The sequence below is a fragment of the Nocardiopsis protaetiae genome, assembly GCF_045446735.1.
Lineage (GTDB): Bacteria > Actinomycetota > Actinomycetes > Streptosporangiales > Streptosporangiaceae > Nocardiopsis > Nocardiopsis protaetiae.
Map to the genome: position 1 here is coordinate 1 of NZ_JBJJBV010000040.1, position 26,088 is coordinate 26,088.

A 26,088-nucleotide genomic window follows, 5' to 3' on the forward strand; every position below is an offset into this window, starting at 1 on the left:
CCCCGAGCCGGGCGGGCCGGTGACCAGCCAGGCGTGGGTCATGCCCGCGCCCGCTCCCCCGGCGACGAGGTCGGCGGCACCGGCCACCGCCCGCCGCAGGTGGCCCACCGCGGTCCGCTGACCGACCAGGTCGTCGAAGACCGTCACACTCCACCCCCCCGAAGAACGTCCTGTCAGGGCTCCAGGATAAAAGCCGGGGGCGACGCTCGGGGCGTTGTCCACAGGGCCTCCCCGAAGCCGGGGAAGCGAAGGGGCCCGGGGGCGCATGCCCCCGGGCCCCGTTCCGCCGCGGCGGATCAGTCGTTCCTGATGACCGGGATCATCCCGGTGACGGCCTCGGCGCTGCTCGGGACCGGGTCGGGCAGCAGGGCCCGCACCCGCTTCTGGATCTCGCGGGTGACCTTCTCGCGGGGCTCGCGGGAGTCCAGGACCAGGTAGCGGTCCGGGTCCCGGCGGGCCAGGTCGAGGAAGCCCTTGCGGACCCGCTCGTGGAACTCCACGGACTCCGACTCGATGCGGTCGGCCGGGCCGCCCAGCCGGGACAGCCCCTCCTCGGGGCGCACGTCCAGCAGCACGGTCAGGTCGGGGACCAGCCCCTGCACCGCCCACGTGCTGATGTCCTCGATGTCCGACACCGCCAGGTCGCGGCCGGTGCCCTGGTAGGCGAGCAGCGAGTCGGTGTAGCGGTCGCTGATGACCACGGCGCCGCGCTTGAGCGCGGGCAGGATCTCCTGTTGGACGTGGTCGGCCTTGTCGGCGGCGTACAGCAGCACCTCGGCGCGCGGGGTGATGTGGGAGCTCTCCCGGTCCAGCAGCAGGGCGCGCAGCCGCATGCCGAGCTTGGTGGCGCCGGGCTGGCGGGTGCTGACGACCTCGAAGCCCTGGTCGCGCAGCCACACGGTGAGTTCGCGGACCTGGGTGGACTTGCCCGCGCCCTCGCCGCCCTCGACGACGATGAACGCGCCGGAGGGGCGCTCGTCCTCGTCGACCGGCTCGGTGATCTCCACGCCGCGCAGCGCCGCGAACAGCTCCGGGAGCAGGCCCGGGCCGGCCTCGGGGTCGTCGCGGGTGACCTGGCGGTGGGCGACCACCGCGGCGGCCACGCCCAGCAGGGCGACCGCCATCAGCACGACGGCGCTGCCGCGCAGGTCGTAGGCGAGCGGGCCGATCGGCAGCGCGTGGTCGCCGACGAGCCCGGCGGCGACGGGGGCGAGCACCGCCGTCACCACCAGGGTCAGGCGGGCCGCGCCGTTGAGGTGGGCGTGCACCGCGGTGCGGTGCTCCTCCTCGACCTCGCGGGTGACCACGCCCAGGGCGGTCGCCCAGGCCATGCCCGCGGCGACGCCCAGGGCCAGGGCCAGGACGGCGGCCAGGACCATGTCGCCGACGGCGCCGGCGAACAGCAGCAGGACCGCCGCGAGGACCGCGGTGAGCCCGAAGAGCCGGCGGCGGCTGAGCAGCTTGAGGATGCGGGGCCCGGCGACGGCGCCCAGGCCCAGGCCGCCCAGGACGGCGGCGAACAGCATGCCGAACCCGGCGTTGCCCGCCTCCAGGCCCTCGACGTGCAGGCGGCCGACGCCGATGACGGCGCCCACCGCGACGACCGTGGCGATCAGGCCCAGGGACAGCCCGCGCAGCAGCACCGGGTCGCCGGAGCCGCGCAGGCCCCGCACGACGGACGGCAGGATGCGGGCGTCGCGGGTGGCGCTCTGGGTGTCCTTGGCGGGCCGGTGGCCGGGGATCTGGAGTCCGGCGATCAGCCCGGCGGCGGCCAGGAAGAGCAGGCCGTTGAGGTAGAGCGCGATGTCCGCCTCGGGGGAGGCGAGCGAGGGCACCAGGACGCCGAGCACGTTGCTGACCGAGGCCAGGGCCGCGAACAGCAGGGCGGCGACCGGGGCGGTGCCGTAGGAGGTGAACAGCACCAGGCGGTCGGCCTGGCCCAGCAGCTTGCGGGGCACCAGGTTGGGGATCGCGGAGTCGCGGGCGCCGGTCCACAGCAGCTCGACGATCTCGGCGAGCAGCGCGGCGATGAACAGCCACGGCAGGGCGAACCCGGGGGCCAGCAGGCCCACCACGGGGACCGAGACGTAGAGCAGGCCCCGCAGGACGTCGCCCCCGACCATGGTCCAGCGGCGGTCCAGCCGGTCCACGAGCGCGCCGACGAGGGGGCTCAACAGGACGGAGGGTGCGAGTTTGACGGCCAGGACACCGGCGATGGCCAGGTACCGGACCAGGGCCGGGGCGTCGAACGTGAAGATCGCGGCCAGGGAGACCAGAGCCAGCAGGCTCAGCCAATCACCCAGTCCGGACAGCACGAGCGAGATCCACAGCCTTCGGAAGGGAGTGATCGCGAGGACATTGTGCGCCTCGGACGGCGCTCCCTGGGATGCAGCTCTGCTCATAGCGTTCAAGGTTATTCGGTGAGGGGGAAGGGAAGAGTGGGCCGTCGTCCGCTGAGGAATCCGGTGGATCGGCACAGGTTCACTTGCGTTTCAGTGTCCCCGTCGGCCACGCCCAGCGTAGTACGGAAGATCATCTCCGAACAGGGGTCCAGCGGGCCCCGGAGTGAACGGGGAGATCGTACCGACCCGGACACCCCGTGTCACACGACGCATGCCGCACGACACCTGTCGCACGGCGCGGGCCGCCCCGGTCGGACGTGGTCCGATCCGGGGCGGCCCGTTCCCAATGAATCCGATCAGGCCTCGTCGGCGGCCTTGGCCGTCGTGCGGGGCGTGCCCGTCTTCTTGGCCGGCGCCTTCTTGGCGGCGGTGGTGGTCTTCTTCGCCGTCGTGGTCTTCTTGGCTGCCGTCTTCTTCGCCGGCGCCTTCTTGGCCGCGGGCTTCTTGGCGGGCGCCTTGGCCCGGCGCTCGGCCAGCAGCTCGGCGGCGCGCTCGTCGGTGATGGACTCCACCTCGTCGCCCTTGCGCAGCGAGGCGTTGACCTCCCCGTCGGTGACGTAGGGGCCGAACCGGCCGTCCTTGATCAGCATGACGACGCCCGACACCGGGTCCTTGCCCAGTTCGCGCAGCGGCGGGGCGGCGGCCCGGCGGCCGCGCTGCTTGGGCTGGGCGAACAGCTCCTTGGCCTCTTCGAGGGTGACCGTGAACATCTGCTCCTCGGAGGCGAGGGAGCGGCTGTCGGTGCCCTTCTTGATGTAGGGGCCGTAGCGGCCGTTCTGGGCGGTGACCTCGTCGCCGTCGATCTCGCCGACCACGCGCGGCAGCGAGAGCAGCCTGACCGCGTCGTCGAGGGTGACGGTGTCCAGGGTCATCGACTTGAGCAGCGAGGAGGTGCGCGGCTTGACGGCCTTGGCCTTCTTGCCCCCGTTGTCCTCCGGCTCCTCGATGATCTCGGTGACGTAGGGGCCGAAGCGCCCGGACTTGGCCACGACGACGTGCCCGGTCTCGGGGTCGGTGCCCAGCTCGCGGTCGCCGCTGGGCTGGGCGAACAGCTCCTCGGCCTTCTCCGGGGTCAGCTCGTCGGGCGCCAGGTCCTCGGGCACGTTGACGCGGACGCCCTCGCGGTCCAGGTAGGGGCCGTAGCGGCCGACCCGGAGCACGATGTCGTCGGTGCCCGGCACCGGCAGGGAGCTGATCTCCTTGGGGTCGATGTCGGCGAGGTGGTCGCCGACCAGCTCCTTCAGGCCGGTCTCCCGGTCCCCCTCGGGGGTGTCGCCGCCGAAGTAGAACCGGCGCAGCCACGGCAGGCTCTCGGCCTCGCCGCGGGCGATGGAGTCGAGCACGTCCTCCAGGCGGGCGGTGAACTCGTAGTCCACCAGGTTGCCGAAGTGCCGCTCCAGCAGCTGCACCACGGCGAACGCCAGGAAGGACGGCACCAGGGCGGTGCCCTTCTTGAACACGTAGCCGCGGTCCAGGATGGTGCCGATGATCGAGGCGTAGGTGGAGGGGCGGCCGATCTCCCGCTCCTCCAGCTCCTTGACCAGCGTGGCCTCGGTGTAGCGGGCGGGCGGCCGGGTGCTGTGCCCCTCGGCGGTCAGGTCGCGGGCGGTGAGCGGGTCGCCCTCGGACACCGCGGGCAGCCGCCGCTCGCGGTCGTCGAGGTCGGCGGCCGGGTCGTCGGCGCCCTCCACGTAGGCCTTGAGGAACCCGTGGAAGGTGATGATCTTGCCGGTGGCGCTGAACTCGGCGACCTCGCCGGCCGAGGAGGTGCCCTGCACCTTGACGGTGACGGACTCGCCGACGGCGTCCTTCATCTGGGAGGCGACGGTGCGCTTCCAGATCAGCTCGTAGAGGCGGAACTCGGGGCCGCTCAGCCCGGTCTGGGCGGGGGTGCGGAACTCGTCGCCGGCCGGGCGGATGGCCTCGTGCGCCTCCTGGGCGTTCTTGACCTTCTTGGCGTAGACGCGGGGCTTCTCCGGCAGGTAGTCGGCGCCGTACAGGCGCTGCACCTGGGAGCGTGCGGCGCGCACCGCGCTGTCCGACAGCGTGGTGCTGTCGGTGCGCATGTAGGTGATGTAGCCGTTCTCGTAGAGCCGCTGGGCGACCTGCATGGTCTGCTTGGCCGACAGCCCCAGCTTGCGCGAGGCCTCCTGCTGGAGGGTGGTGGTGCGGAACGGCGCGTACGGCGAGCGGCGGTAGGGCTTGCGCTCCACCGAGGACACGCCGAAGGCGGCGGCGGACAGCCGCTCGGCCAGGCCGCGTGCGGCCGCCTCGTCGAGCTGGCGGACGGTGCGGTCCGAGCGCACGGTGCCCTGGGCGGTGAAGTCGCGGCCCACGGCGATGCGGGTGCCGTCGACCGAGACCAGGGTGGCCGGGAACTCGGTGGGGTCGCCTGCGGGGATGCCCGCGCCGGAGGCGTCGAAGAGGGCCTTGAGGTCCCAGTACTCGGCGGGGGTGAACGCCATCCGCTCGCGCTCGCGCTCGACCACCAGGCGGGTGGCCACGGACTGCACCCGGCCCGCGGAGAGCCTGGGCATGACCTTCTTCCACAGCACGGGGGAGACCTCGTAGCCGTAGAGGCGGTCGAGGATGCGCCGGGTCTCCTGGGCGTTGACCAGCCGCGTGTTGAGGTCGCGGGTGTGGCCCGCGGCGTGCTGGATGGCCTCCTTGGTGATCTCGTTGAACACCATGCGGCGCACCGGGATCTTGGGCTTGAGCTCTTCGAGCAGGTGCCAGGCGATGGCCTCGCCCTCGCGGTCCTCATCGGTGGCGAGCAGGAGTTCGTCGGCGTCGGCCATGAGCTCCTTGAGCTTGCGCACGTGGGACTTCTTGTCGGCGTTGACGACGTAGAGGGGCTCGAAGTCTCCGTCGACGTCGACGCCCAGGCGCGCCCAGGGCTGCCCCTTGTACTTGGCGGGGATCTCCGCGGCCTTGGTGGGCAGGTCGCGGATGTGTCCGATGCTGGACTCCACGACGTAACCGCGGCCCAGATAGCCCGCGATGGTCTTGGCCTTGGCGGGCGACTCGACGATGACGAGGGCGGTCCCCGAGCCCTGTCGTCCGTTGTCCTGCGAGCCGTTCTTGCCGGCGCTGCCCTTGGTGGGTGGCACGTGTTCCCCTACGTCTACGTCTAGCCTCTGCGTGGTCTGTCGGCCGCGGTCCCTCGGCTCCCGTGGAAACCGACGGTAACCGAAACCCCTGGCGTTCCCCCGTCGGTGGGCGGGCGGAGGGACTCCCGTGTTCACGGGGCCGCGACCGCGGAGAGCGGGCTCATCACCCACCGGCAACCGCAGAATAAGCGCTCGCCGCACCGCTACCGGCCCGTACCGCTCAGCCCGTGGACCGGAGGCGCGGGCTCCGGAGCCGTCTCCGACTCCGACGATCACCCGGAACGAGCCTCGAAAGTGACTTCCATCACACTTTCTGGGGGGCCGGGTGCCCATACCCCCCACAAAGCGGCGAGTCCTCCCGGATATTCCCGGGAGGACTCGACTGCGGTTCCGAGCCGACGACGGACACCCCCACCCGCCCGCAGTCCACCGCGTTCCTCACGGAACGGGCGCGCGGAGGCGATCCGTCTCGTACTCGAACGACGCACGCGGCACCCTGCACGTGCCGCTCCGGGCTCCGAAGGCCCCGGCCTGCTCCCCGCCTGTGGTGTTCGGCACCTCGCAGTCCACCGCGTTCCAAACGGAACGAGATGCCCCGCACCACCGGCGAGGGAACGGGCCCGGTCCCCCCTCCCCCGTTCGCGTCGTTACAGGCCCACGCCCACGGCGCCGAGCAGCTGGCCGACCGGGTCCACCGGCGCGGCGGGCGCGGGCAGCGCGGCGGCCTGCTCCGGCGCGTGCTCGGCGACCGCCTGCTGGGCGGTCTCGGTGACGGTGTACTCGACGGGCAGCGTCTCGGAGACGGGCAGCTCGGGCAGCTGCTGGACCGCGGGCAGCACGTCCAGGGCGCCGGACTGGTGCTCGGTGGCGCTCTGGTGCACGACGACCGCGTCGCTGTCCGTGGAGCTCGCGCCCGCCAGGCCGGCGACCGCGCCGACGGCGTTGCCGGAGACGTTCACGGGCACGTCACCGTGCAGGACGGCCTGGTTGCCGCCCAGGACGGAGCCGTTGCCCGAGGTCGCGATGTCCTCGTGCGCCTCCTTGACGACGGCGTCGCTGTCCGTGGAGGCCGCTCCCGCGACGCCGCCGACGGCGCCGATGGCGTTGCCCGTCACGTTGACGGGGACGTCCAGGTGGCCGACCAGCTGGTTGCCGCCCAGGACCGAGCCGTTGCCGGAGGTGGCGATCGACTGGTGCTCGCGGACCGGGGCGGACTGGCGCAGGACGCCGGCGTCCACGCCGGAGGTGTCCGGCAGCAGGCTGACGTTGCGGGCGGCCTCGCCCACCAGGTCGACCGGGGTGACGTCGGTCACCGCGGAGTAGTGCTCGCGCCCGCCGCCGTGGCCGTCGCGCACGATGGCGTCCGCGTCGGTGGCCGCCGCGCCCGCGACGCCGCCCAGGGCGCCGATCGCGTTGCCGGACACGTTGACGGGCACGTCCAGGTCGCCGACGATCTGGTTGCCGCCGACCAGGGAGCCGTTGCCGGAGGTCGCGACCTCGGGGTCGTGCCCGCCGTGGCCGCTGTGCTTGACGGTCGAGTCGGAGTCGGTGCTGGAGGCGCCGGCGATGCCGCCCACGGCGCCGATCGCGTTGCCGGTCACGTTGACGGGGACGTCCCCGTCGACCACGAGCTGGTTGCCGCCCAGGACCGAGCCGTTGCCGGAGGTGGCGACCTCGTTGTGGTGGTGGTCCACCACGGCGGCGTCGCTGTCGGTGGTGGAGGCCCCGGCGACGCCCAGGACGGCGCCGACCGCGTTGCCGGACACGTTGACCGGGACGTCGGCGTTGGCCACGGCCTGGTTGCCGCCGAGGATGGAGCCGTTGCCGCTGGTGGCGGCGTCGGTGTCGGCGAAGGCCACGCCGCTGCCCAGGGCGACGAAGCCCGCGGCCAGCAGGACGGACTTCGCGGAGGTCCTGACCCACTTAGACATGTGGGAAGTTCCTTTCGAGGATTCGAGAAACGTGCTGATGAGAAGGTGTGTGCTCGGGCCACAGGCCGTTCCACACCCCTGGGTGGGGTACGGGCCTTCGGCCAAGGCCGGGGATCGTCCTTCCGGCTCCGCACCTGGACGGCGCGTGTCGGTCGGTACTCAAGGGCTGCGTCGCCGTCCCGTCCGCCGGATGCGGACGGACGCGCGCGCCCCGTCGGTCAGCTCCGCCCTGGTGGGGCGGCGGCTGACGTGAACCCCGCGCACATGGCCTCGGCCGGTGCTACGGGACTCGCGTCAACCCCCGGGCCGCTGGGGCGGCCCGGGAAGCCGTGCGGTCAGGACCGGGAGCGGCGGCGGCTCGCGATGACCAGGCCGACCCCGGCGATCGCGGCCGCGATCGCTGCGACGACCAGGCCGGGCAGGCCGGCGGAGCCGGTCAGCGGGAGCCGGCTGGAGGCGTCGGCCGGGCGCTCGCCGGCGGTGCTGGAGTCGGACGGCTCCTCACCGGGGCTCTCCCCCTCCTCCGGTCCCTCGGAGGGACCCTCGGACGGGCCTTCCGACGGTCCCTCGGAGGGGCCCTCGGACGGCCCCTCGGACGGGCCTTCCGACGGACCTTCGGACGGCCCCTCGGACGGTCCCTCGGAGGGGCCTTCGGACGGCCCTTCCGACGGTCCCTCGGAGGGGCTCTCCGACGGCTCCGGCGAGTAGCCGGGGTAGCCGGGGTGGCCCTTGTCCTTGTCCTTGCCGCCGGTCTTGGCGTCCCCGTCGGCGCACTGGGCGCCCGCGACGCCGAGGATCGCCAGGGAGTTGCCGCAGACGTTGACCGGGGCGTCGACGTCGGCGTTGATCTGGTTCCCTCCGGCGATCGAGCCGTTGCCGCTGGTGGAGGTGTCGGCCATGGTGGTCCCGGCCGGGGCCAGGGACAGGAGTCCGGCGGCGGTCAGTGCCGCGATCCGGGCGTGGGTCCGATGGGTCATCGCGTGTCCTTGTCAGCGAAGAAGGTCGTGATTGCTGCGTGGACCGCGGTCGTTCCGACTTCCGGGAAAAGGGACCCGAGCGGGGGGCGCCTTCGAGAAGTCAGCGGGTGGGAAAGGGCGCGCAGGGCACACCGGACCGACCGCGGTGGGTGAAGGCGCGGCTAGTCGGGAGAGAAAGAGGGGTCGTCGGCGGCATCGCGCACGACGAGGGTGGGGTCGCCGGGAAGGGCGACCCGCTGCACCCGCGGGGCCAGGTGGGCGGCCCGGGGCATCAGGAACCCGGCTGCGCCGGGCGTGGGGAACGACGGTGCGGACGCACCGGTGGCGTCGGCCCCGCTCGGGCCGTGGGCGCCGCCCGCGATGAGGCGGATGCGCTCACCCGGGTCGGTGTCGGCCGCGTCGGCGGTACCGGCGGCGGCGAACGCCTCACGGGGTCCGCCGACGGGTGCGAACAGGTCGAACCCGGGCGCGGTGCGGGCGCCGCGGCCCGCCCGCTCGGCCGCTTCGGCGGAGCCGACCGCCCGGTCCACCGCGGGGCGTGCCACCGCGGCGGGGGTGTCGGGGCCGCCGAGCAGCGGCAGGTCGACGGGCATCGTCGCGGTGACGGTGCCGTCGAGGGCGTCCAGGGCGCCGGTGGACTCGGTGAGTCCGGTGACGCCGCCCATCAGGTCGCCGTCGCGCAGGGCGGTGTCGGCGGTCTCCACCACCTCGCGCCCGGTGGTGGCGACGGAGTCGACCAGCCGGCCCGCCCCCTGGGCGGTGCCGTCCACGGTGCGGGCGGTGTCCTCCACGACGCGCCCGGTGGAGGTGCCCTCCAGGGCGCCGGAGACGCCGGTCTCGTCGAGGACGGCCTCCGGGAGTGCGGCGGCCTGGGGGACGACGGTGCCGGTCAGGGTGCCGGTGGCGGCCCTGGCGGCGGTGCCGGTGACCCGGACCTCCTCGCCGGCCGAGCGGCCGACCTCCTCGACAACGCCCTCGGATCCCAGGACCCGGTCGACGAGCCCGCCGGGGCCGGTCTCGCCATGGGCGACACCCACCCCGGCCAACCACGCGACGGCCACGATGCCGGACAGGAGCAGCAGGCGGCAGAGGGCACGGTCGCCACGGGCGGCACGGTCGGTCGACACCGACCACTCCCGGCCCGTGAGCACCATGGATGCCCCCTCGTTTCCTGACTGCTGGACGGTCCCGTGCGGCGGCGCCGCGCGGATCGGATGGGGCGGGTGCACGGCGAACGTGCCCGGCCCGTCATCCTTGAACTCACAGACACCGTAGCATCACGTTCTGTGACGACGCACGCGAACAAGGGGGCCGCGCCGAGAAGTTCCCGACGCGGCCGGGGGACGAATCACCGCAGGTAGGGGCGGACCATCCCATCCCGATGCCGGATCTCCCGGCCTCGGGTCAGCTCATCTCGATGAACCGGTCCAACACCCGCACCCCGAACCGCAGCCCGTCGATCGGCACCCGCTCGTCCACACCGTGGAACATGCCGGCGAAGTCCAGCTCCGGGGGGAGCCTGAGCGGCGCGAACCCGAAGTTGCGCACCCCCAGCCGGGAGAAGCTCTTGGCGTCCGTCCCGCCCGACAGGCAGTAGGGGACGGCCTTGGCGCCGGGGTCCTCCGCCAGCAGGGCCGCCGACATGGCGTTCACCAGCCCGTCCTCGAAGGGGGTCTCCACCGCGGGCAGGTGGTGGATGAACTCGCGGCTCACCTTGGGGCCGAGCAGCCGGTCGATCGTGGCGAAGTAGTCGTCCTCGGTGCCGGGCAGGAAACGCCCGTCCACCTGGGCGGTCGCCTCGCCGGGGATGACGTTCGCCTTGTAGCCGCCGCCCAGCACCGTCGGGTTGAGGGTGTTGCGCAGGGTCGCCCCGATCATCCGGGCGATCGGGCCCAGCCGGGCCACCGTCGCGTCCAGGTCGTTCTCGTCGAAGGGGATCCGGAACTCCTCGCAGATCTCCTCCAGGAACGTGCGCACCGTGGGGGTCAGGTGCACGGGGAACTCGTGCTCCCCCAGCCGGGCCACCGCCGCCGCCAGCTCGGTGACCGCGTTGTCCCGGTTGACCATCGAACCGTGCCCGGCGGTGCCGCGCGCGGTCAGCTTCATCCAGGCGATGCCCTTCTCGGCGGTCTCGATGAGGTAGAGCCGCCGGTTCTCCCGGACCGTGAAGGAGAAGCCGCCGACCTCGCTGATGGCGGCGTCGCAGTCCGCGAACAGGTCGGGGTGCTCGTCCACCAGGTACTGGGCGCCCCAGGTGCCGCCCGCCTCCTCGTCGGCGAGGAAGGCCAGCACGATGTCGCGCGGCGGGCGCCGCCCCTCCCGCAGCCGCTGGCGCAGCATCGCCAGGACCATCGCGTTCATGTTCTTCATGTCGACCGCGCCGCGGCCCCACACGCAGCCGTCCGCGATCTCCCCCGCGAAGGGGTGGTGCGTCCAGTCCTCCGCCGCGGCCGGCACCACGTCCAGGTGGCCGTGGATGAGCAGCGGGGGACGGCTGGAGTCGACGCCCTCGATCCGGGCCACGACACTGCTGCGCCCGGGGTGCTTCTCATAGATGGTCGACTCGACCCCGACCTCGTCCAGCCGGCCCGCCACGTACTCCGCCGCCTTGCGCTCGCCCGGCCCGGAGTGGTCGCCGTAGTTGGAGGTGTCGAAGGCGATGAGCTCCCGGCACAGGTCGACGACTTCGACCTCGGCCGCGCTCAAGCCCTCGGATTCCCGTGTCATCGGACGCTCCCGTTCCACCGTGTCTGTCGTGCTCGTCGCCCCCGACCCTGTCATGATCACCCCCGCTCCGAAAAGCGGTTCGGGGCACTCCCGGGCTTTGCTATTGTTGACCTGTCAGGCGGCACTGCCGCCCGATACCACCGGTCCGGGTGGCGGAATAGGTAGACGCGCTAGCTTGAGGTGCTAGTGGCCGTTAAGGCTGTGGGGGTTCAAGTCCCCCCTCGGACACAACGAAGGCCCTGCTCGCAGGGCCTTTTTTCATGTGGTCCACCATCGCGTCCGATGGGTCCCGCCCGCGGCGCGGGCGGTCGCCGAGGCGTTCACCGAGTACTTCGGGGCCGACCACACCGGTACCTGAGGCGGTGCGGCCGGTACCTCAGGTGGAGGTCCGCCGCACCGCGCGTTCCTAGTGTCGTGGCCATGACGATTCTCCTCTCCGATCCCCGAGTCGCCGGCGTCCCGGTGCTCGACGACGGCAGCGACCTGGTCGCGGTCGGGTTCGCACCCCGGGTCCTGGTGAGGCGCCCCCTGGCCGAGCGGCTCGTCCGGGCCCGCCGGAACCTGCCCGAGGGCGTCGGCCTGAAACTCATCGAGGGCTACCGCAGCCCCGCCGACCAGATGGAGATCATCGACCGGTACACCGCGCAGGTGCGCGAGAGCCATCCGGACGCGGACGACCACGAGGTGCGCCGGCTGTCGAGCCGGTTCGTGTCCCCGATCGAGGTCGCCCCGCACGTGGCCGGGGCCGCCGTCGACCTCACACTCGTCGACGCGCACGGCCGCGAACTGCCCATGGGGTCGCCGGTCGACGCCACTCCCGAGGAGAGCGCGGGCGCCTGCCGGTTCGACGCGGACGTCGGCGAACGGGCGCGGGCGAACCGGACGCTTCTCGCCTACGCCCTGGTCCGCGAGGGGTTGGTGAACTATCCGACCGAGTGGTGGCACTGGTCCTACGGCGACCGCTACTGGGCGTTGACGACCGGCGCACCGCACGCCCTGTTCGGGCCGGTCGAGAACCCGGTGGCCGCGTGACCGCCGCGATGGTCCTGCCCGGCCCCGCGGCACCGGAGACCGCGACGCGCCCGCTCCTGGAGATCGACACCGCCGCCGTGGCGGCCAACACGCGGCTCTTCGCCCGGCGCACGGACGCGGACCTCATGGCCGTGGTGAAGGCCGACGGTTTCGGCCACGGCTCGGTCGAGGTGGCCCGCACCGCGCTCGCCCACGGCGCTCGATGGCTGGGGGTGACCTCGCTGGACGAGGCCCTGGTACTGCGCCGGGCCGGGATCGGCGCACCGGTCCTGAGCTGGCTCAACCCCGTCGACCTCGACGCCCCCGCGGCCGCGCGGCACCGCGTCGACCTGGCGGTTCCGAGTCTCGAACACCTGAACCGTGTGGTGGCCGGTGCCGCCCGGGCCGGTCGGCGGGTGCGGGTCCACCTGCACCTCGACACCGGCATGGCGCGCGACGGAGCCCCACCGGACGACTGGCCGCGGCTCTTCGCCCGTGCCCGCGACGCCGAACGCGCCGACCTGGTCGAGGTCGTCGGCGTCATGGGGCACCTGCCGTGCGCCGACCGGCCCGGCGACCCCACCACACGGTCGGGCCGCCGGGCGCTGCTGCGCGGCTTCGCCCTCGCCAGAGCGGCGGGACTGCGGCCGGGGCTCCGGCACCTGGCGGCGACCGCCGCCGCCCTGACCGACGGGAGCACCCACCTGGACCTCGTGCGGGTGGGCGCCGGACTGGTCGGCATCGACCCTTCGGGGACCACGGCCCTGAACCCCGCGCTGCGGCTCACCGCCCCGGTGGTCCAGGTCCGCGAGGTCCCGGCCGGAACCGGCATCGGTTACGGGCACTCCGACGTCACCGACCGGCCGACCCGCCTCGGCCTGATACCGATCGGTTACGCCGACGGCCTGCCCCGGGTCGCCTCCGGGCGCGCCGAGGTCCTGGTGGGGGGACGCCGCCGCAGACTGCGCGGACGGATCTCCATGGACCAGGCGGTCGTCGACCTCGGCGCGGACCCGGTGCACCCGGGAACGGGCGCCGTGGTCTTCGGACCCGGCCACGAAGGAGAGCCCACCGTCGAGGACTGGGCCCGTTGGAGCGACACCATCCCGCACGAGATCGTCACCGGCCTGGGGCCGCGACTGCTAAGGACCACACTGTGAACCCTCCCGTGAACACCCCGCTCAGGGTCGCCGTCATCGGCGGCGGCCAGAACAGCGAGCACGAGGTCTCCCTGGCCTCCGCCGCCTCGGTCGCCGCCGCCCTGGACGGGGGCCGGTACGAGGTGGTCCCGCTGACCATCCACCGGGACGGGCTCTGGTCGGGCCCGGGCGGCTCCGCGCTGGGTCCGTCGGTCGCCGAGAGCCTGGCCGGGGCGGTGGGCGTCCTGGCCGGCTGCGACGCCGTTCTGCCGGTCGTGCACGGTCCCCGCGGCGAGGACGGCGCCCTGGCCGCGCTCTGCGACCTGGCCGGTGTGCCGTACGCGGGTTCGCCGCTGCGCGCCGGCGCCCTCGGGATGGACAAGTGGGTGACCAAGCTCGTCGCCGGGGCCGTCGGTGTCGCGACCGCGCCGGGCCGGTTGGTCACCCGCGCGGATCTGGACTCCCTGGGCTTCGACCGCCCGGTCGTGGTCAAGCCGGTCGCCGCCGGTTCGAGCCACGGCGTGTCGCTGGTGCGTGACGCCGCCGGGCTGCGTCCGGCGCTGGAGCAGGCACTGGAGCTGGACGAGCGCGTCCTGGTCGAGGAGGTCGTCACCGGCCGTGAGATCGACCTGGCCGTCGCCGAACTCCCCGGCGGTGAGCTGCTGATCAGCACTCCGCTGGAGATCGTCCTCGACGACGGGCTCTTCGACACGGCCACCAAGTACGACGGGTCCGCACGGTTCGTGCTCTCCCCCGCGATGGGGGCCGACGAGCACACGGCGTTGCGGGAGGCGACCGAACGGGTCTACCGGGCCCTGGGCTGCCGGGGCCTGGCCCGGGTGGACTTCTTCCTGACCCAGGACGGTCCCGTGCTGAACGAGGTCAACACCATGCCCGGGATGACCGACCGGTCGCAGGTGCCGAAGATGTTCGGGGCGCAGGGCTGGGGGTACCGCGCCCTGCTGGAGACGTGGCTCGAAGCCGCGCTGAGCGGGGCCTCCGCCCAGGGCACGGCCCGGGGCACGGCCGCGTGACCGCTGACCGGGGACGTGTTCGCAATCGCCTGCCGGAACGAGCACCATGATCGGTGTGGAAGGAATCCGCCGTTACGCGCCCGACGCGGCGCTGGCCATGCCCGTCCTCACCCTCGGGGTGCTGGAGGTCGTCGCGCGTCTCCAGGGCGCGCCGACGCTGCTGGAGATGATCGTGTACTCGGGGCTGGGCGCCCCCCTCCGCGGTCTCCCCTTCGACGCGGTCCCGTACCAGCAGTACTCACGGGTGTCGATGGTCGCCACGGCGGCCGTCGTCACGGCGGGCTCGGCGCTGGCGTGCGCGCTGGCGCGCCACCAGGGCGCCCTGGCGCTGGTCGTCGTCTGGTTCACGGGCCTGATCCAGCTGTGGCGGGACGGCGACATCCTGGCCGCCCAGCTCTCCGTCGCCTACGTGGCGTTCGCCCTCGCCTGCTGGGGCGGCCGGACCGTGCTCTGGGCGAGCCTGGCCTCGATCCCGGTCGGCGCCGTGCTCGTGACCACCCACGTGCTCGACCAGCTGGGTCTGGTCTCGCTGTACGGGCGGGGTCCCCTGTCCGTGGTGGTCGCGAACTACCTCTTCGTCGCGCCGATCGCCGCGCTGCTCCTCGGTGTGCCCTGGCTGGTCGGGCTGGCCGTGCGCACCGCGCGCTCGGCGCAGGCCTCGCAGCAGGCGCGCGTCGAGGCCGAGCAGGAGGCCGCCCGCTCCGACGAGATCGCCAGGCTGCGCGCCGAGCAGACCCGGCTCGCCCGCGACGTGCACGACGTGGTGGGCCACTCCCTCGCGGTGATCCTGGCCCAGGCCGAGTCGGCACAGTTCCGCGACCTCAAGGACGAGCGGATGATCCAGGAGACGCTCGCCAACATCGCGGCCACCTCACGCCGCTCCCTGAACGACGTGCGGTCGGTGCTCACCTCGACCAGTGAGGGTTCACAGGCCGAGGTGCCGGACAGCACCGACCTCAACGACCTGGTCGAGGGGGTGCGCACCGCAGGCAACGACGTGGAGTCCTCCGTCGGCGGGATCCCGCGTCCGCTGCCGCCGGAGATCCACGTGGTCGCCTACCGCACGCTCCAGGAGATGCTCACCAACGCGCTGAAACACGGCCGCCGCGGAACGGGGGTGCGGGTCGGGCAGCACTGGGACGACGGCCTGTACCTGGAGGTCGAGAACACGGTCGACACGTCGGCTCCGGACGCCCGGGACAGCCCCGGTCTGGGGCAGCGGGGTATGGTCCGACGACTGGAATCCGTGGGCGGGTGGCTGAGTGTGGGGCAAAAGTCCGCCGACGGAGAAGAGCGCTATGTCGCCCGGGCATGGCTTCCCTTCCGAGCCGCGAGGAAGAGTTGAACGAGCCGACACCTCCCATCAGGGTCCTGGTCGTCGACGACCAGGACCTGTTCCGCTCCGGTGTGGCGGTCATCATCGACTCCCAGCCCGACCTCGACGTGGTCGGGCAGGCCGCGGACGGCCGCGAGGCGGTGCTGGCCGTCGACCGGCTCCAGCCGGACCTCGTCCTGATGGACCTGCGGATGCCCGAACTCGACGGCGTCTCCGCCACCCGGGAGATCTTCGCCCCGGCACGGGTGGCGCGCCGCCGGCGCCCCGTGCGGGTCGTGGTGCTCACCACCTTCGACCTCGACGAACGCGCCACCGCGGCGATCCGCTACGGAGCGAGCGGGTTCCTGCTCAAGGACACCACCCCGGCGATGCTCTGCGACGCGATCCGCACGGTCCACCGTGGGAACGCCGTGCTGGCCCCCAACGACCTCGCGGCCCTCCTCGACGGCGACCACCGGGCGCGCGCTCCCCTGCCCAAGGAGTTCGAGCAGCTCACCGAGAAGGAGCGCGAGGTCCTGGACGCCGTCGCGCGGGGTCTGAGCAACGCGGAGATCTCCACGCGCATCCACTCCAGCGAGTCCACGATCAAGACCCACGTGGGCTCCATCCTGCGCAAGCTCCGGCTGCGCGACCGGGTGCAGATCGCCGTCTTCGCCCACGAACACGGCCTCGTCCGCTGACCCCCGGCCGCGAAGAGCCTGGGGGCGGAGTCACCTCGGACACGACAAAGGCCCTGCCGAGCAGGGCCTTTTTCACGTCCGGGCTTTCATACCCGGGTTTTCATGTCCTGGTTCTCATGTCCGGGCAGGGGCGGCCTCCTCGGTGCCGTGGGCGGCGGGCGGCGGGACCGGGGCGGTGCGGCGGGGCAGGGTCAGGGCGGCGAGGATGCCCGCCAGGGTGAGCCCGGCCGCGACGTAGACCGCGTTGCGCAGGCCGTCGGAGGCGGCGGTGCGCAGGGCCTCGCCGGTCAGGTCGGCGAGCCCGGAGGCGGAGACGCCGACCAGGACGGCCAGGCCCACACTGGTGCCGATCTGGAGGGCGGTGTTGGCCATGCCGCCGGCGGCGCCCTGGTCCTCGTCGGCCACGCCGGTCCCGGAGGTGCCGAACATGGTCGGGTAGATCGTCCCCATGCCCAGGCCGTAGACGACCAGCCCGGCGAGGATCGTCCAGTACGAGCCGTCCGCGCGCATGCCGACGGCCAGCAGCGCGCCGCCGCCGGAGCCGAGCAGCAGGGCGATGACCAGGGTCGCGCGGGCCCCGATGCGGATGATCAGGCGCTCGGCGACGAAGTTGGCGAACGCGATGATCACGGACAGGCTCAGGAAGGCCAGGCCTCCCTGCAAAGCCGAGTAGCCGAGCACGTCCTGGAAGTAGAGGGTGAGGAAGTACACGAGGTTCTGCATGGTGATGCCGAAGGTGAGGATCACCAGCAGGCCCGCGCGCAGGTGGGGGTTGGCGAACAGGCGCAGCGGCATCAGCGGGTTCGCGGTGCGCGCCTCGATGGCGACGAACGCGGCCAGCAGCACCACGGCCAGGACGGCGGAGGTGAGGACGGAGGGCGTGGTCCAGCCGGTCTCGGGCCCCTGGGCGATGGCGAACACGAGGAGGGTCAGCCCGGCCGTGCTGGTCAGGGCGCCCGGGATGTCGAAGCCGCGCCCCCGTTCGCGCGGGCCGTCGGGGGCGAGCAGGGCGAACGCGCCCGCGATGCCCGCCGCGACCAGCGGCACGTTCACCAGGAACACCGCCTGCCAGCCGAACACGTGGGTCAGGACCCCGCCGAGCAGCGCGCCCAGGCTCAGCCCGCCCGCACCGGCCATGGCCCACACGGCCAGCGCCCGGATGCGCACGGGGCCCTCGGCGAACCCGGTGGTGACCAGGGAGAGCGTGGCGGGGAACAGGGCGGCCCCGCCGACCCCCTGGAGGGCACGGGCGGCGATCAGCGCCTCGGGCGAGGTCGCCAGGCCGCCCAGCAGGGACGCGACGCCGAACAGCACCATGCCCAGGACGAACACGCGGCGGCGGCCCAGCAGGTCGGCCGAGCGGCCGCCCAGCAGCAGGAAGCCGCCGAAGAAGATGGCGTAGGCGCTGACCACCCACTGGGTGGCGTGGCCGGACAGCCCCACCTGGCGGGCGATGTCGGGCAGTGCCACGTACACGATGGTGAAGTCGAGCGAAGTGATCAGGCTGGAGAAGGCCAGCAGGCCCAGGACCCAGCGCGACCTGGCGCCGGTGGTCCTGTTCACAGGGGATCTCACGGTGGTTCTCCTCGAAAGGGTTCGGTGTGGTCCGAGCATGTCCGCGGGCACTTGTCCGGCACTTACCGCGCGCTTTCCGCCGGTGGCGGCAGGGGTGAGGCGGCCCGAAACCGCGGGGGCACCGCTTGGTAGCTTGGGTGCATGCGATTCGGGGTGCTCGGGCCGTTGGGGGTATGGACGGCCGACGGCGCCCCGGTGGCGGTGCGCGGGGCACAGGTCCGCGCGCTGCTCGCCGTCCTGATCGGGCACGAGGGGCGGCCGGTGCCGGTGGACCGGCTGGTCGACGACCTGTGGGGCGACGCCCCGCCGCGCAACCCGGTCGGGGCGCTCCAGGTCAAGGTCTCGCGGCTGCGCCGGGCCCTGGACGAGGCCGAGCCGGGCGCCCGGGACCTGGTGGGTTTCGAGGAGTCCCTCGGGTACCGGCTCCGGGCGGACGCCGGGGCCGTGGACGCGACGCGTTTCACCGCCCTGCTGGCGAAGGCCCGTGAGGCCTCCGGGCCGCGGTCGCGGGCGGCTCTGCTGACCGAGGCGCTGGACCTGTGGCGGGGGCCGGCCTACGCCGACTTCGCCGACGCGGGGTTCGCCCAGCCCGTCATCGCGTTCCTGGAGGAGCGGCGGCTCACCGCGTTCGAAGAGCGGGAGGAGGCGCGCCTGGAGGCCGGGGAGCCGGGCGCGCCTACGGGCGAGCTGGCCGACCTGGTGGAACGCCACCCGCTGCGCGAACGGCTGCGCTCGGCGTACATGCGGGCCCTGTACGGCGCCGGTCGGCAGAGCGAGGCGCTGGAGACCTACGACGACCTGCGGGCCCGCCTGCGCGAGGAGCTGGGCCTGGACCCCGGCCCGGAGATCGCCGGGCTCCACCGGCGCATCCTCGAACAGGACTCGGCCCTGGCCGCCGCGCCCGGAACGCCGCCGCGGACCAACCTCCCCGCACAGCTCAGCGAACTGGTCGGGCGCGAGGAGGCGGCGGCGCGGGTCCGGGCGCTGCTGGAGTCCGCCCGGCTGGTCACCCTCACCGGCCCCGGCGGGGTCGGCAAGACACGCCTGGCCCTGGAGACCGCCGCGCGGGCCGCCGCGGACCACCGGGACGGCGTGTGGCTGGTCGAGCTGGCCGGCCTGGACCGGGCGGCCGGGGAGCCGGACGGCGGACGGCTCGCGGAGGCCGTCGGCGCCGTGCTCGGCATCCGCGACGACACCACGTCCGCCCTGCCGCGCTCCGGGGTGCCCGCCGATCCGGCCGAACGGCTCGTGGAGGCGCTGCGCGGCCGCCGGGTGCTGCTCGTCCTGGACAACTGCGAGCACGTGGTCGACGAGGTCGCCGCGCTGGGCGAGCGGCTCCTGCGGGCGGCGCCGGACGTGCGCATCCTCGCCACCGGCCAGGAACCCCTGGGGCTGGCCGGGGAGTCGGTCTGGCCGGTCCCGCCGCTCCGGACGCCCCGCGATCCGGCCGACGTCGGGCCCGCGGAGCTGCGGAGGTTCAGCGCCGTCCGGCTGTTCGAGGCGCGCGCGGCGGCCGCGGTCCCGGGGTTCGCGGTCGACGCCGACAACGCCCGCGCGGTCGCGGCGGTCTGCCGCCGGCTGGACGGCGTTCCGCTGGCCCTGGAGCTGGCGGCCACCCGGCTGCGCGCGCTGGACGTCCACGACCTGGCCGACCGGCTCGACGACCGGTTCCGGCTGCTCTCCTCAGGGCACCGGGGCGGCCCGGCCCGGCAGCGGACCCTGCGCGCGATGATCGACTGGAGCTGGGAGCTGCTGTCCGGGCCCGAACGCCTCGTCCTGCGCAGGCTCGCGGTGCACGCGGAGGGCTGCACGCTGGAGGCGGCCGAGGAGGTCTGCGCGGACGGCGGCGACGTGGCGCGCGGCGACGTCCTCGACCTGCTGGCCCGCCTGGTCGACCGTTCGATGGTGGTCAGGGTCCAGGGCGCGGGCGGGGCCCGCTACCGGCTGCTCGAATCGGTCGCGGCCTACGCCCTGGAGCGATTGGAGGAAGCCGGCGAGGCCGAGCGGGTGCGCCTGCGGCACCTGGACCACTACACCGGGCTGGCCGAACGCGCGGAGCCGCGGCTGTACGGCTCCGAACAGCGGCTCTGGCTCGGGCGGCTGGACGCCGAGCACGGCAACCTGCGCGCGGCGCTGGAGGGAGCGGTCCAGCGGAACGACGCCCACCGCGCGCTGCGCCTGGTCAACGCGCTGGCCTGGTACTGGTACCTGCGCGGCCGGATCGGTGAGGCGCGGCGCGCGTTCGGGACGGCGCTGGGCGTCCGGGCCCAGGCCCCCGCCGCGGCGCGGGCGAGGGCGCGGGCCTGGCGGACCGGCCTGGACCTGCTGAGCGAGCACGCCGAGGACTTCGACACGCCCGCGGAGACCATCACCGACCCGGGCGGCCGCGCCAGGGCCGAGTGGTTTCTGAGCGACGTGCTGCTGGGCGCCGGGGACCTGGACCTCAGCCGGGAGCTGGTGGGCCGGGCGCTGCCGGTGTTCCGTCGGCTCGGCGACCGCTGGGGCACCGCGGCGGCGCTGGCCACCGAGGCCGACCAGGCCCTCGTCCGCGGTGACCTCGCCACCCTCGAACGGTCCGGGGAGGAGAGCCTGGCGCTCTTCGAGGAGCTCGGGGACCGGTGGGGGCAGGTCCGGGCCATCGACCTGCTGGCCCGGCTCGCGGAGATCAAGGGCGACCACCGCCGGTCCGCCGACCTGTGCCGCGACGGGCTACGTCTGGCCGAGGAGCTCGGGCTGTGGCTCCAGGTCTCGCTGCTCCGCTCCGGGCTGGGCCGGATCGCCCTGCTGGCGGGCGACCACGCCGGATCGGACCGGTGGCACGAGCAGGGCCGGAGCCTGGCCGCCGAGCACGGCTACCGCCCCGGCGAGGCCTTCGCACTCACCGGCCTGGCCCTCACCGCCCGCCGGGCGGGCCGCCTCGACGACGCCGAGGCCCACATGCGCGACGCCCTCGCCTGGGAGCGCGAGGTGCGGTTCGCCCCGGGCATCGCGCTCGGGCTGGCCGAGCTCGGCTTCACCGCCGAGCAGCGGGGGGACGCCGCCGCGGCCGGGGAACTCCACCGGGAGGGCCTGGCCGTGGCCCGGGACACCGGCGACCCCAGGGCCGTCGCGCTCGCCCTCGAAGGCCTGGCCGGCACGGCCGTCCTGGCGGGCGACCCGGAGGAGGCCGCCCGCCTCCTCGGCGGGGCCGCCGCCCTGCGCGAGTCCGCGGCCGCGCCCCTGCCCCCCGAGGAGCGCGGGGACGTCGACCGGATCACCGCCGCGGCGCGGTCCGCCCTGGGCGGGACCGCCTTCGGTGCGGCCTTCGCCGAGGGCCGCACCGCCCCCCGCGCGGTGTCCCTCGGCGGCGCGGGGCGGCCGTCGGCCTCCGGGGCGGGAACGTGATGGTCCCCGAGGCGATCAGTCCGGTGCCCACGATGCCCGGGAGGACCGCCCCGGATCCGACGGGGGCATGGCGGAAGTCGCGCGCACCGGGTTCCGCGCGCACCCGGTCCGCCGAGGGCCGGGACGGTTCCGTCCGTCGCGCGTGGCATCCTGGCGCCATGGCGATCGATGTTCGTCCGGCAACGGTGTTCGAGGACGTGCGGGCCCTGGTGGGTCCGAAGTCTCCCGACGCCAACGTGTGCTGGTGCCTCAGCTACCGGGTCCCGTCCGCGCTGAACAAGGAGTTGCGCGGTCCCGCGCGCGGCGAGTACGTCGCCGGGCTGTGCCGCGGGGAGCCCGCGCCGGGGGTGCTCGCCTACGACGGCGACGAACCGGTCGGCTGGGCCGCCGTGGCGCCGCGCGCGGACACGGCCTTCGCCCGCAACCGCAAGATCCCGCACGTCGACGACCTGCCCGTGTGGTCGCTGTGGTGCGTCCGGGTGCGCCCGGGGCACCGCAAGCAGGGGATCTCGCACGCGCTGATCGCCGGGGCGGTCGAGTTCGCCCGCGCGCACGGCGCGCCCGTGGTCGAGGCCTATCCGCTGGACAACGGCGACGCCCGGGTGGATCTGACGATGGCCTACCCCGGGCTGCGGAGGAATTTCGAGCGCGCCGGGTTCGTCCACGCCGCCGACACCACGTCGGTGCTGTCCGGCCATCCCCGGGTGCTGATGCGGCGCGACCTGCGCTGATCCGCCCGCGGGCCCGCCCGAGAAGGCGGTGGGGCGACCCCGGACTCGGGCTTGTATACCCTGGGGGGGTATGGTATTCCTTGAAATATCGCCGACGGCCCCACCGGGACCGGCCGCAAGGAAAGGACACCGACGATGAACGTCCCCGCCAAGCTCGGGCTCTACGGACTGGGCCTGGCCGTGGCCTTCGGCGGAGCACTGGGGGCCGGCGGCCTGGTGGGCCCCCTGCTCCCGGACACCGCCGGGACGAGCGGGCACACCGGCCACGACGGCACGACCGGCCCCACCGACGGCGCCGCGGACGGCGCCACCGACGGGGAGAGCACCGCGAACGCCGCGCACACGCCCTCCGGCCTACAGATCTCCCAGGACGGCTACACCCTCGACCCGGTGCGGACCCCCGGCCGGGCGGGCGAGGAGGAGACCCTCGCGTTCCGCGTCCTGGGACCCGACGGCGAGCCCGTGACCGCGTTCGAGGAGTCGCACGACGAGCGGATGCACCTGATCGTGGTCGGCCGCGACATGAGCGGCTACCGGCATGTGCACCCCGAGATGGCCCGGGACGGCACCTGGAGCATCCCGCTGGAGCTGGATACCCCCGGCCCCTATCGGATGTTCGCCGACTTCGTCCCGCGGGAGAGCGGGGACGGCCTCACCCTGGGCGCGGACCTCACGGTCTCCGGCGACCACGAGGCGCGGGCCCTGCCCGCACCCGCGCGGACCGCCGAGGTGGACGGCTACACCGTCACCCTCGACGGCGACCTCGTCCCCGGCCGGACCAACGCGGTCACCCTCACCGTCACCAGGGACGGCGAGGAGGTCACCGACCTGGAGCCCTACCTCGGCGCCTACGGCCACCTCGTCGCGCTGCGCGCCGGCGACCTCGCCTACCTGCACGTCCACCCCGAGGGCGAGCCCGGGGACGGCGTGACCGAGGCCGGGCCCGAGATCACGTTCGGGGCCCAGGTGCCCTCGACCGGCGACTACCGGCTCTTCCTCGACTTCAAGCACAACGGCGAGGTGCGGACCGCCGAGTTCACCATGACCACCGCCGACGGCGCAGGCGCACCGGAGGACCACACGGACACCGAGAGCGACGCCCCGCACTCCCACTGAGCGCGACGGCGCCACCGCCACCGTCGACTACGCCACCGGGACGACGCGCGTGGTCTTCGACGGCGACCGCCGGGAGTCCTCCCTCGCGGCCTGAGCCACCGCGCGCCCGGCGCCCCGGACCTCACTCCGGCAGCCGCACCGCCCGGCCGCTCACCCGGACGCGCGGGTCGTCGCGGTCGATGTCCACGGTCAGCGTCCCCGGGCGGCCCATGTCCTCCCCCTGGCGGACGACGACGGTGCCCTCCGGCGGGACCAGGCCCAGGGTCCGCAGGTAGCCGCCGAGCGCCGCCGCGGCGGCACCGGTCGCCGGGTCCTCGACGACCCCGCCGACGGGGAACGGGTCGCGGGCGTGGAAGAGGGCTGGGCCCTCCCGCCACACCAGCTGCACGGTGGTCCAGCCGCGGCGCCGCATCACCCCGGCCAGGCCGTCGAAGTCGTAGTCGAGGTCGGCCAGCCTGGCGCGCGTGCCCGCGGCGAGGACCAGGTGGTGCACCCCGCCGAAGGCCACGTGCGGGGGCAGTTCCGGGTCCAGGTCGGACCGCTCCCAGCCCAGGGCGGCCAGCGCCTCGTCGGCCTCGTCCCCGTCTGCCGGGCGGGAGCGGGTCGGAACGCTGGTGAGCGCGGCGCGCAGGGCGCCCGAGGCGTCGGCGGCCGTGTGGACCGGGATCTCCCCGGCCGCGGTGTCCAGGGTGATCTCCCCCGGGCCGATCTCCTCCGCCAGGGCCACGGCGGTCGCGATCGTCGCGTGCCCGCAGAAGTCGACCTCGGCCAGCGGGCTGAAGTAGCGCACGGCGAACCGCCGGGCCGCGTCGTCGCGGGCCGTGACGAACGCGGTCTCGGAGTAGCCCACCTCGGCGGCCAGGGCGGTCATGCGCTCGGGGTCCAGGCCCGCGGCGTCGAGCACGACACCGGCCGGGTTGCCCCCGGCGGGGTCGGCGGTGAAGGCGGCGTAGCGGTGGAGGACGACATCGGGTGTAACGCTGCTGCGGCGTGTCATGCCCCCACCCTCGCCGATATCCGGCATCCGGCAAAACGGCGGGGGCTCCGCCGTCTAGGCTGGGCGCATGCGTTTCGGCCTTCCCCCCGTGGATCGGCGCACCTGGACGGACGCGGTCGCCATCGGTGTCAGCGCCCTCATGGGGGTGGCCCTGGCCCACACGGTCCACCAGGACTCGCCGGTCCCGCCCGCGGCGGTGCTGACCGTGTGCCTGCTGCTCGCGGCCACCCTCGCGTGGCGGCGCACCCGGCCCCTGGCCGTCCTGTGGACCACCGTCGGCGCGGGCGCGCTCGCCATCGCCGCCGCGCTGGTCTCCGGCCCCCTCTTCGCCACCGACGCCGCGACCCACTCCCTGGCCTGGTTCCCTCCCACCGCGCCCTTCGTCGCCTACACCGCCGCCTCGCGGTGCGCGGCCGACCGCCTGCTCTGGGCCTCCCTCGGAGCCCTGGCCGCGGTGAGCCTGCTGACCGCCGACCCCACCGGCGTCAGCGGCGCGGGGCTGCGCACCTTCCTGTTCACGAGCCTGGCGGCGGCCACCGCCCTGTACCTGTCCACCCACCGCAGCCTGGTCGGGGCGCTCAACGAACGGGCCGAGCGGGCCGAGAAAGAGCAGCACCTGCTCACCGAACAGGCCCGGGCCGAGGAGCGCGCGCGGCTGGCCGGCGAGATGCACGACATCGTCACCCACCGGGTCAGCCTGATCGTGCTCCAGGCCGGGGCGCTGCGCGTCACCGCGACCGACGAGGCCGTCCGCTCCGCCGCCGAGGACCTGCGCGCCACCGGGTACCGCGCCCTGGGAGAACTCCGCGACCTCACCGGCGTGCTCTCCCGGGGGCACGGCCCGGAACCCCTCACCGACCCCGACCCCGGCGCGCTGGTCGAGGACACCCGCCGCACCGGCACCCCCGTGGACCTGGAGACCCGGGGCGACCCCTCCCTGGCCTCCCCCCTGGTCGCCGCCACCCTGTACCGCCTGCTCCAGGAGTCGCTGACCAACGCGCGCAAGCACGCCCCCGGAGCGCGGGTGTCGGTCCTGCTGTCCTACGGCCCCACCGCCGTCCGGCTCCTGGTGCGCAACAGCGCGCCGACCCGGGCCCCCGACCCCGACCTGGTCGCCTCCGGTTCCGGCCGCGGCCTCGCCGGCCTGCTCCGCCGGACCGAACTCCTGGGCGGCACCCTGACCGCGGGCCCCGCCGACTCCGGGGGGTTCGAGGTCCAGGCCACCCTCCCCGCCCACGTCCCCTTCACGGAAAGGGCCCACCCTTGACCGCGGCACTGCGGATCCTGATCGTGGACGACGACCCCATGGTCTGCGCCCACCTGAAGACCATCCTGGGCGTGGACCCGGGCATCACCGTCGTCGGCCAGGCGCACGACGGCGACGCCGCCGTCGACGCGGTGCGGCTCCACCGCCCCGACCTCGTCCTGATGGACCTGCGCATGCCCGTGCGCGACGGCATCGGCGCCACGGAGGAGATCACCTCCCTGACCGCTCCGCCGGTGGTGGTCGCCCTGACCACCTTCGACACCGACGAGTACGTGCTGCGCGCCCTGCGCGCGGGCGCCGCGGGCTTCCTCCTCAAGTCCACCCCGCCGGAGGAGCTGGTGGACCTGGTGCGCATCGCCGCCCGGGGGCACACCGTCATGTCGCCCGAGGCCACCCGGCGCCTGATCACCTCCGCGCAGACGGACCGGAACTCCCGCCTGGACCGGGCGACCCTGGTGTCCTCCCTCACCGACCGCGAGGTCGAGGTGCTGGCCTGTCTGGGCGAGGGGCTGACCAACGGGCAGATCGCCCGGCGCCTCTTCCTCACCGAGGCCACCGTCAAGGGCCACGTCTCCCGGCTCCTGGAGAAGCTGGGCTGCGACAACCGGACCCAGGCCGGTCTGCTCGCCTACGAGGCCGGCCTGGGTCGGGATTAGCGGTCTCCGGTGCCC

At 74.1% G+C, this 26,088-nt stretch carries 18 protein-coding genes, 1 tRNA gene and 1 pseudogene; 11 read left to right on the top strand and 9 right to left on the bottom strand.

What is annotated here, in order from left to right:
• The 7 genes and pseudogenes from ACJOT3_RS09070 to ACJOT3_RS09100 form a co-directional block, all read right to left on the bottom strand.
• Positions 1–147 (bottom strand): annotated as a pseudogene (locus ACJOT3_RS09070) (DNA polymerase III subunit delta'); the annotation flags it as partial.
• Between the two features lie 149 nt (positions 148–296).
• Complete coding sequence (tmk, locus tag ACJOT3_RS09075) at positions 297–2,402, bottom strand: dTMP kinase (RefSeq protein ID WP_406970825.1); 2,106 nt, start codon at positions 2,400–2,402, stop codon at positions 297–299.
• A gap of 296 nt (positions 2,403–2,698) precedes the next feature.
• Positions 2,699–5,512 carry a type I DNA topoisomerase gene (gene topA, locus ACJOT3_RS09080; protein ID WP_406970827.1) on the bottom strand — a complete coding sequence of 938 codons (2,814 nt, stop codon included), beginning with the start codon at positions 5,510–5,512 and terminating at the stop codon, positions 2,699–2,701.
• 647 nt (positions 5,513–6,159) lie between these two features.
• Positions 6,160–7,443 (bottom strand): hypothetical protein, encoded by a 1,284-nt coding sequence (locus ACJOT3_RS09085; protein ID WP_406970829.1) that lies wholly within the window; start codon positions 7,441–7,443, stop codon positions 6,160–6,162.
• A gap of 335 nt (positions 7,444–7,778) precedes the next feature.
• Positions 7,779–8,420, bottom strand: coding sequence for a chaplin family protein (locus tag ACJOT3_RS09090; protein ID WP_406970831.1), 642 nt, complete (start codon positions 8,418–8,420; stop codon positions 7,779–7,781).
• Positions 8,421–8,581: 161 nt separating this feature from the next.
• Entirely contained in the window at positions 8,582–9,574 is a 993-nt protein-coding gene (locus ACJOT3_RS09095) for a hypothetical protein (RefSeq protein WP_406970833.1), read from the bottom strand.
• Positions 9,575–9,824: 250 nt separating this feature from the next.
• Positions 9,825–11,147, bottom strand: coding sequence for a M20/M25/M40 family metallo-hydrolase (locus ACJOT3_RS09100; protein ID WP_406970835.1), 1,323 nt, complete (start codon positions 11,145–11,147; stop codon positions 9,825–9,827).
• A gap of 143 nt (positions 11,148–11,290) precedes the next feature.
• Between ACJOT3_RS09100 and ACJOT3_RS09105 the strand changes: the two genes are divergently transcribed.
• The 6 genes from ACJOT3_RS09105 (at position 11,291) to ACJOT3_RS09130 (ending at position 16,347) form a co-directional block, all read left to right on the top strand.
• Positions 11,291–11,375 (top strand) — tRNA-Leu (locus ACJOT3_RS09105).
• Between the two features lie 192 nt (positions 11,376–11,567).
• Positions 11,568–12,179 (top strand): M15 family metallopeptidase, encoded by a 612-nt coding sequence (locus ACJOT3_RS09110; protein WP_406970837.1) that lies wholly within the window; start codon positions 11,568–11,570, stop codon positions 12,177–12,179.
• Complete coding sequence (alr, locus tag ACJOT3_RS09115; protein WP_406970839.1) at positions 12,176–13,318, top strand: alanine racemase; 1,143 nt, start codon at positions 12,176–12,178, stop codon at positions 13,316–13,318. The genes ACJOT3_RS09110 and alr overlap by 4 nt, the downstream gene beginning before the upstream one ends.
• Positions 13,315–14,331, top strand: a complete 1,017-nt coding sequence (locus ACJOT3_RS09120; RefSeq protein WP_406970841.1) for a D-alanine--D-alanine ligase family protein — start codon at positions 13,315–13,317, stop codon at positions 14,329–14,331. Before alr ends, ACJOT3_RS09120 begins: the two co-directional genes overlap by 4 nt.
• 55 nt (positions 14,332–14,386) lie before the next feature.
• Entirely contained in the window at positions 14,387–15,676 is a 1,290-nt protein-coding gene (locus ACJOT3_RS09125) for a sensor histidine kinase (RefSeq protein WP_406970843.1), read from the top strand.
• Positions 15,673–16,347 (top strand): response regulator, encoded by a 675-nt coding sequence (locus tag ACJOT3_RS09130; protein ID WP_406970845.1) that lies wholly within the window; start codon positions 15,673–15,675, stop codon positions 16,345–16,347. Before ACJOT3_RS09125 ends, ACJOT3_RS09130 begins: the two co-directional genes overlap by 4 nt.
• Positions 16,348–16,461: 114 nt before the next feature.
• Here the strand turns inward: ACJOT3_RS09130 and ACJOT3_RS09135 are convergent, their stop codons facing one another.
• On the bottom strand, positions 16,462–17,922 hold the full coding sequence (locus ACJOT3_RS09135; RefSeq protein WP_406970847.1) for an MFS transporter: 1,461 nt from the start codon (positions 17,920–17,922) through the stop codon (positions 16,462–16,464).
• A gap of 141 nt (positions 17,923–18,063) precedes the next feature.
• Between ACJOT3_RS09135 and ACJOT3_RS09140 the strand changes: the two genes are divergently transcribed.
• From ACJOT3_RS09140 to ACJOT3_RS09150, 3 genes are all read left to right on the top strand, one after another.
• Positions 18,064–21,306: an AfsR/SARP family transcriptional regulator gene (locus ACJOT3_RS09140; RefSeq protein WP_406970849.1), complete on the top strand. Its 3,243-nt coding sequence runs from the start codon at positions 18,064–18,066 to the stop codon at positions 21,304–21,306.
• Positions 21,307–21,464: 158 nt separating this feature from the next.
• A complete protein-coding gene (locus ACJOT3_RS09145) occupies positions 21,465–22,037 on the top strand; it encodes a GNAT family N-acetyltransferase (protein WP_406970851.1) in 573 nt (190 codons plus the stop codon).
• 135 nt (positions 22,038–22,172) lie between these two features.
• Entirely contained in the window at positions 22,173–23,153 is a 981-nt protein-coding gene (locus ACJOT3_RS09150; protein WP_406970853.1) for a DUF8832 domain-containing protein, read from the top strand.
• Positions 23,154–23,274: 121 nt separating this feature from the next.
• On the opposite strand, the gene ACJOT3_RS09155 is transcribed toward ACJOT3_RS09150, so the two are convergent.
• The gene (locus tag ACJOT3_RS09155; protein ID WP_406970855.1) at positions 23,275–24,150 is read right to left on the bottom strand and encodes a PhzF family phenazine biosynthesis isomerase; all 876 of its coding nucleotides are present in this window, start codon (positions 24,148–24,150) and stop codon (positions 23,275–23,277) included.
• Between the two features lie 67 nt (positions 24,151–24,217).
• Between ACJOT3_RS09155 and ACJOT3_RS09160 the strand changes: the two genes are divergently transcribed.
• Together ACJOT3_RS09160 and ACJOT3_RS09165 are read left to right on the top strand one after the other, a co-directional pair.
• On the top strand, positions 24,218–25,417 hold the full coding sequence (locus ACJOT3_RS09160) for a sensor histidine kinase (RefSeq protein WP_406970857.1): 1,200 nt from the start codon (positions 24,218–24,220) through the stop codon (positions 25,415–25,417).
• Positions 25,414–26,073 (top strand): response regulator, encoded by a 660-nt coding sequence (locus tag ACJOT3_RS09165; protein WP_406970859.1) that lies wholly within the window; start codon positions 25,414–25,416, stop codon positions 26,071–26,073. Before ACJOT3_RS09160 ends, ACJOT3_RS09165 begins: the two co-directional genes overlap by 4 nt.
• Positions 26,074–26,088 lie beyond the last annotated feature (15 nt).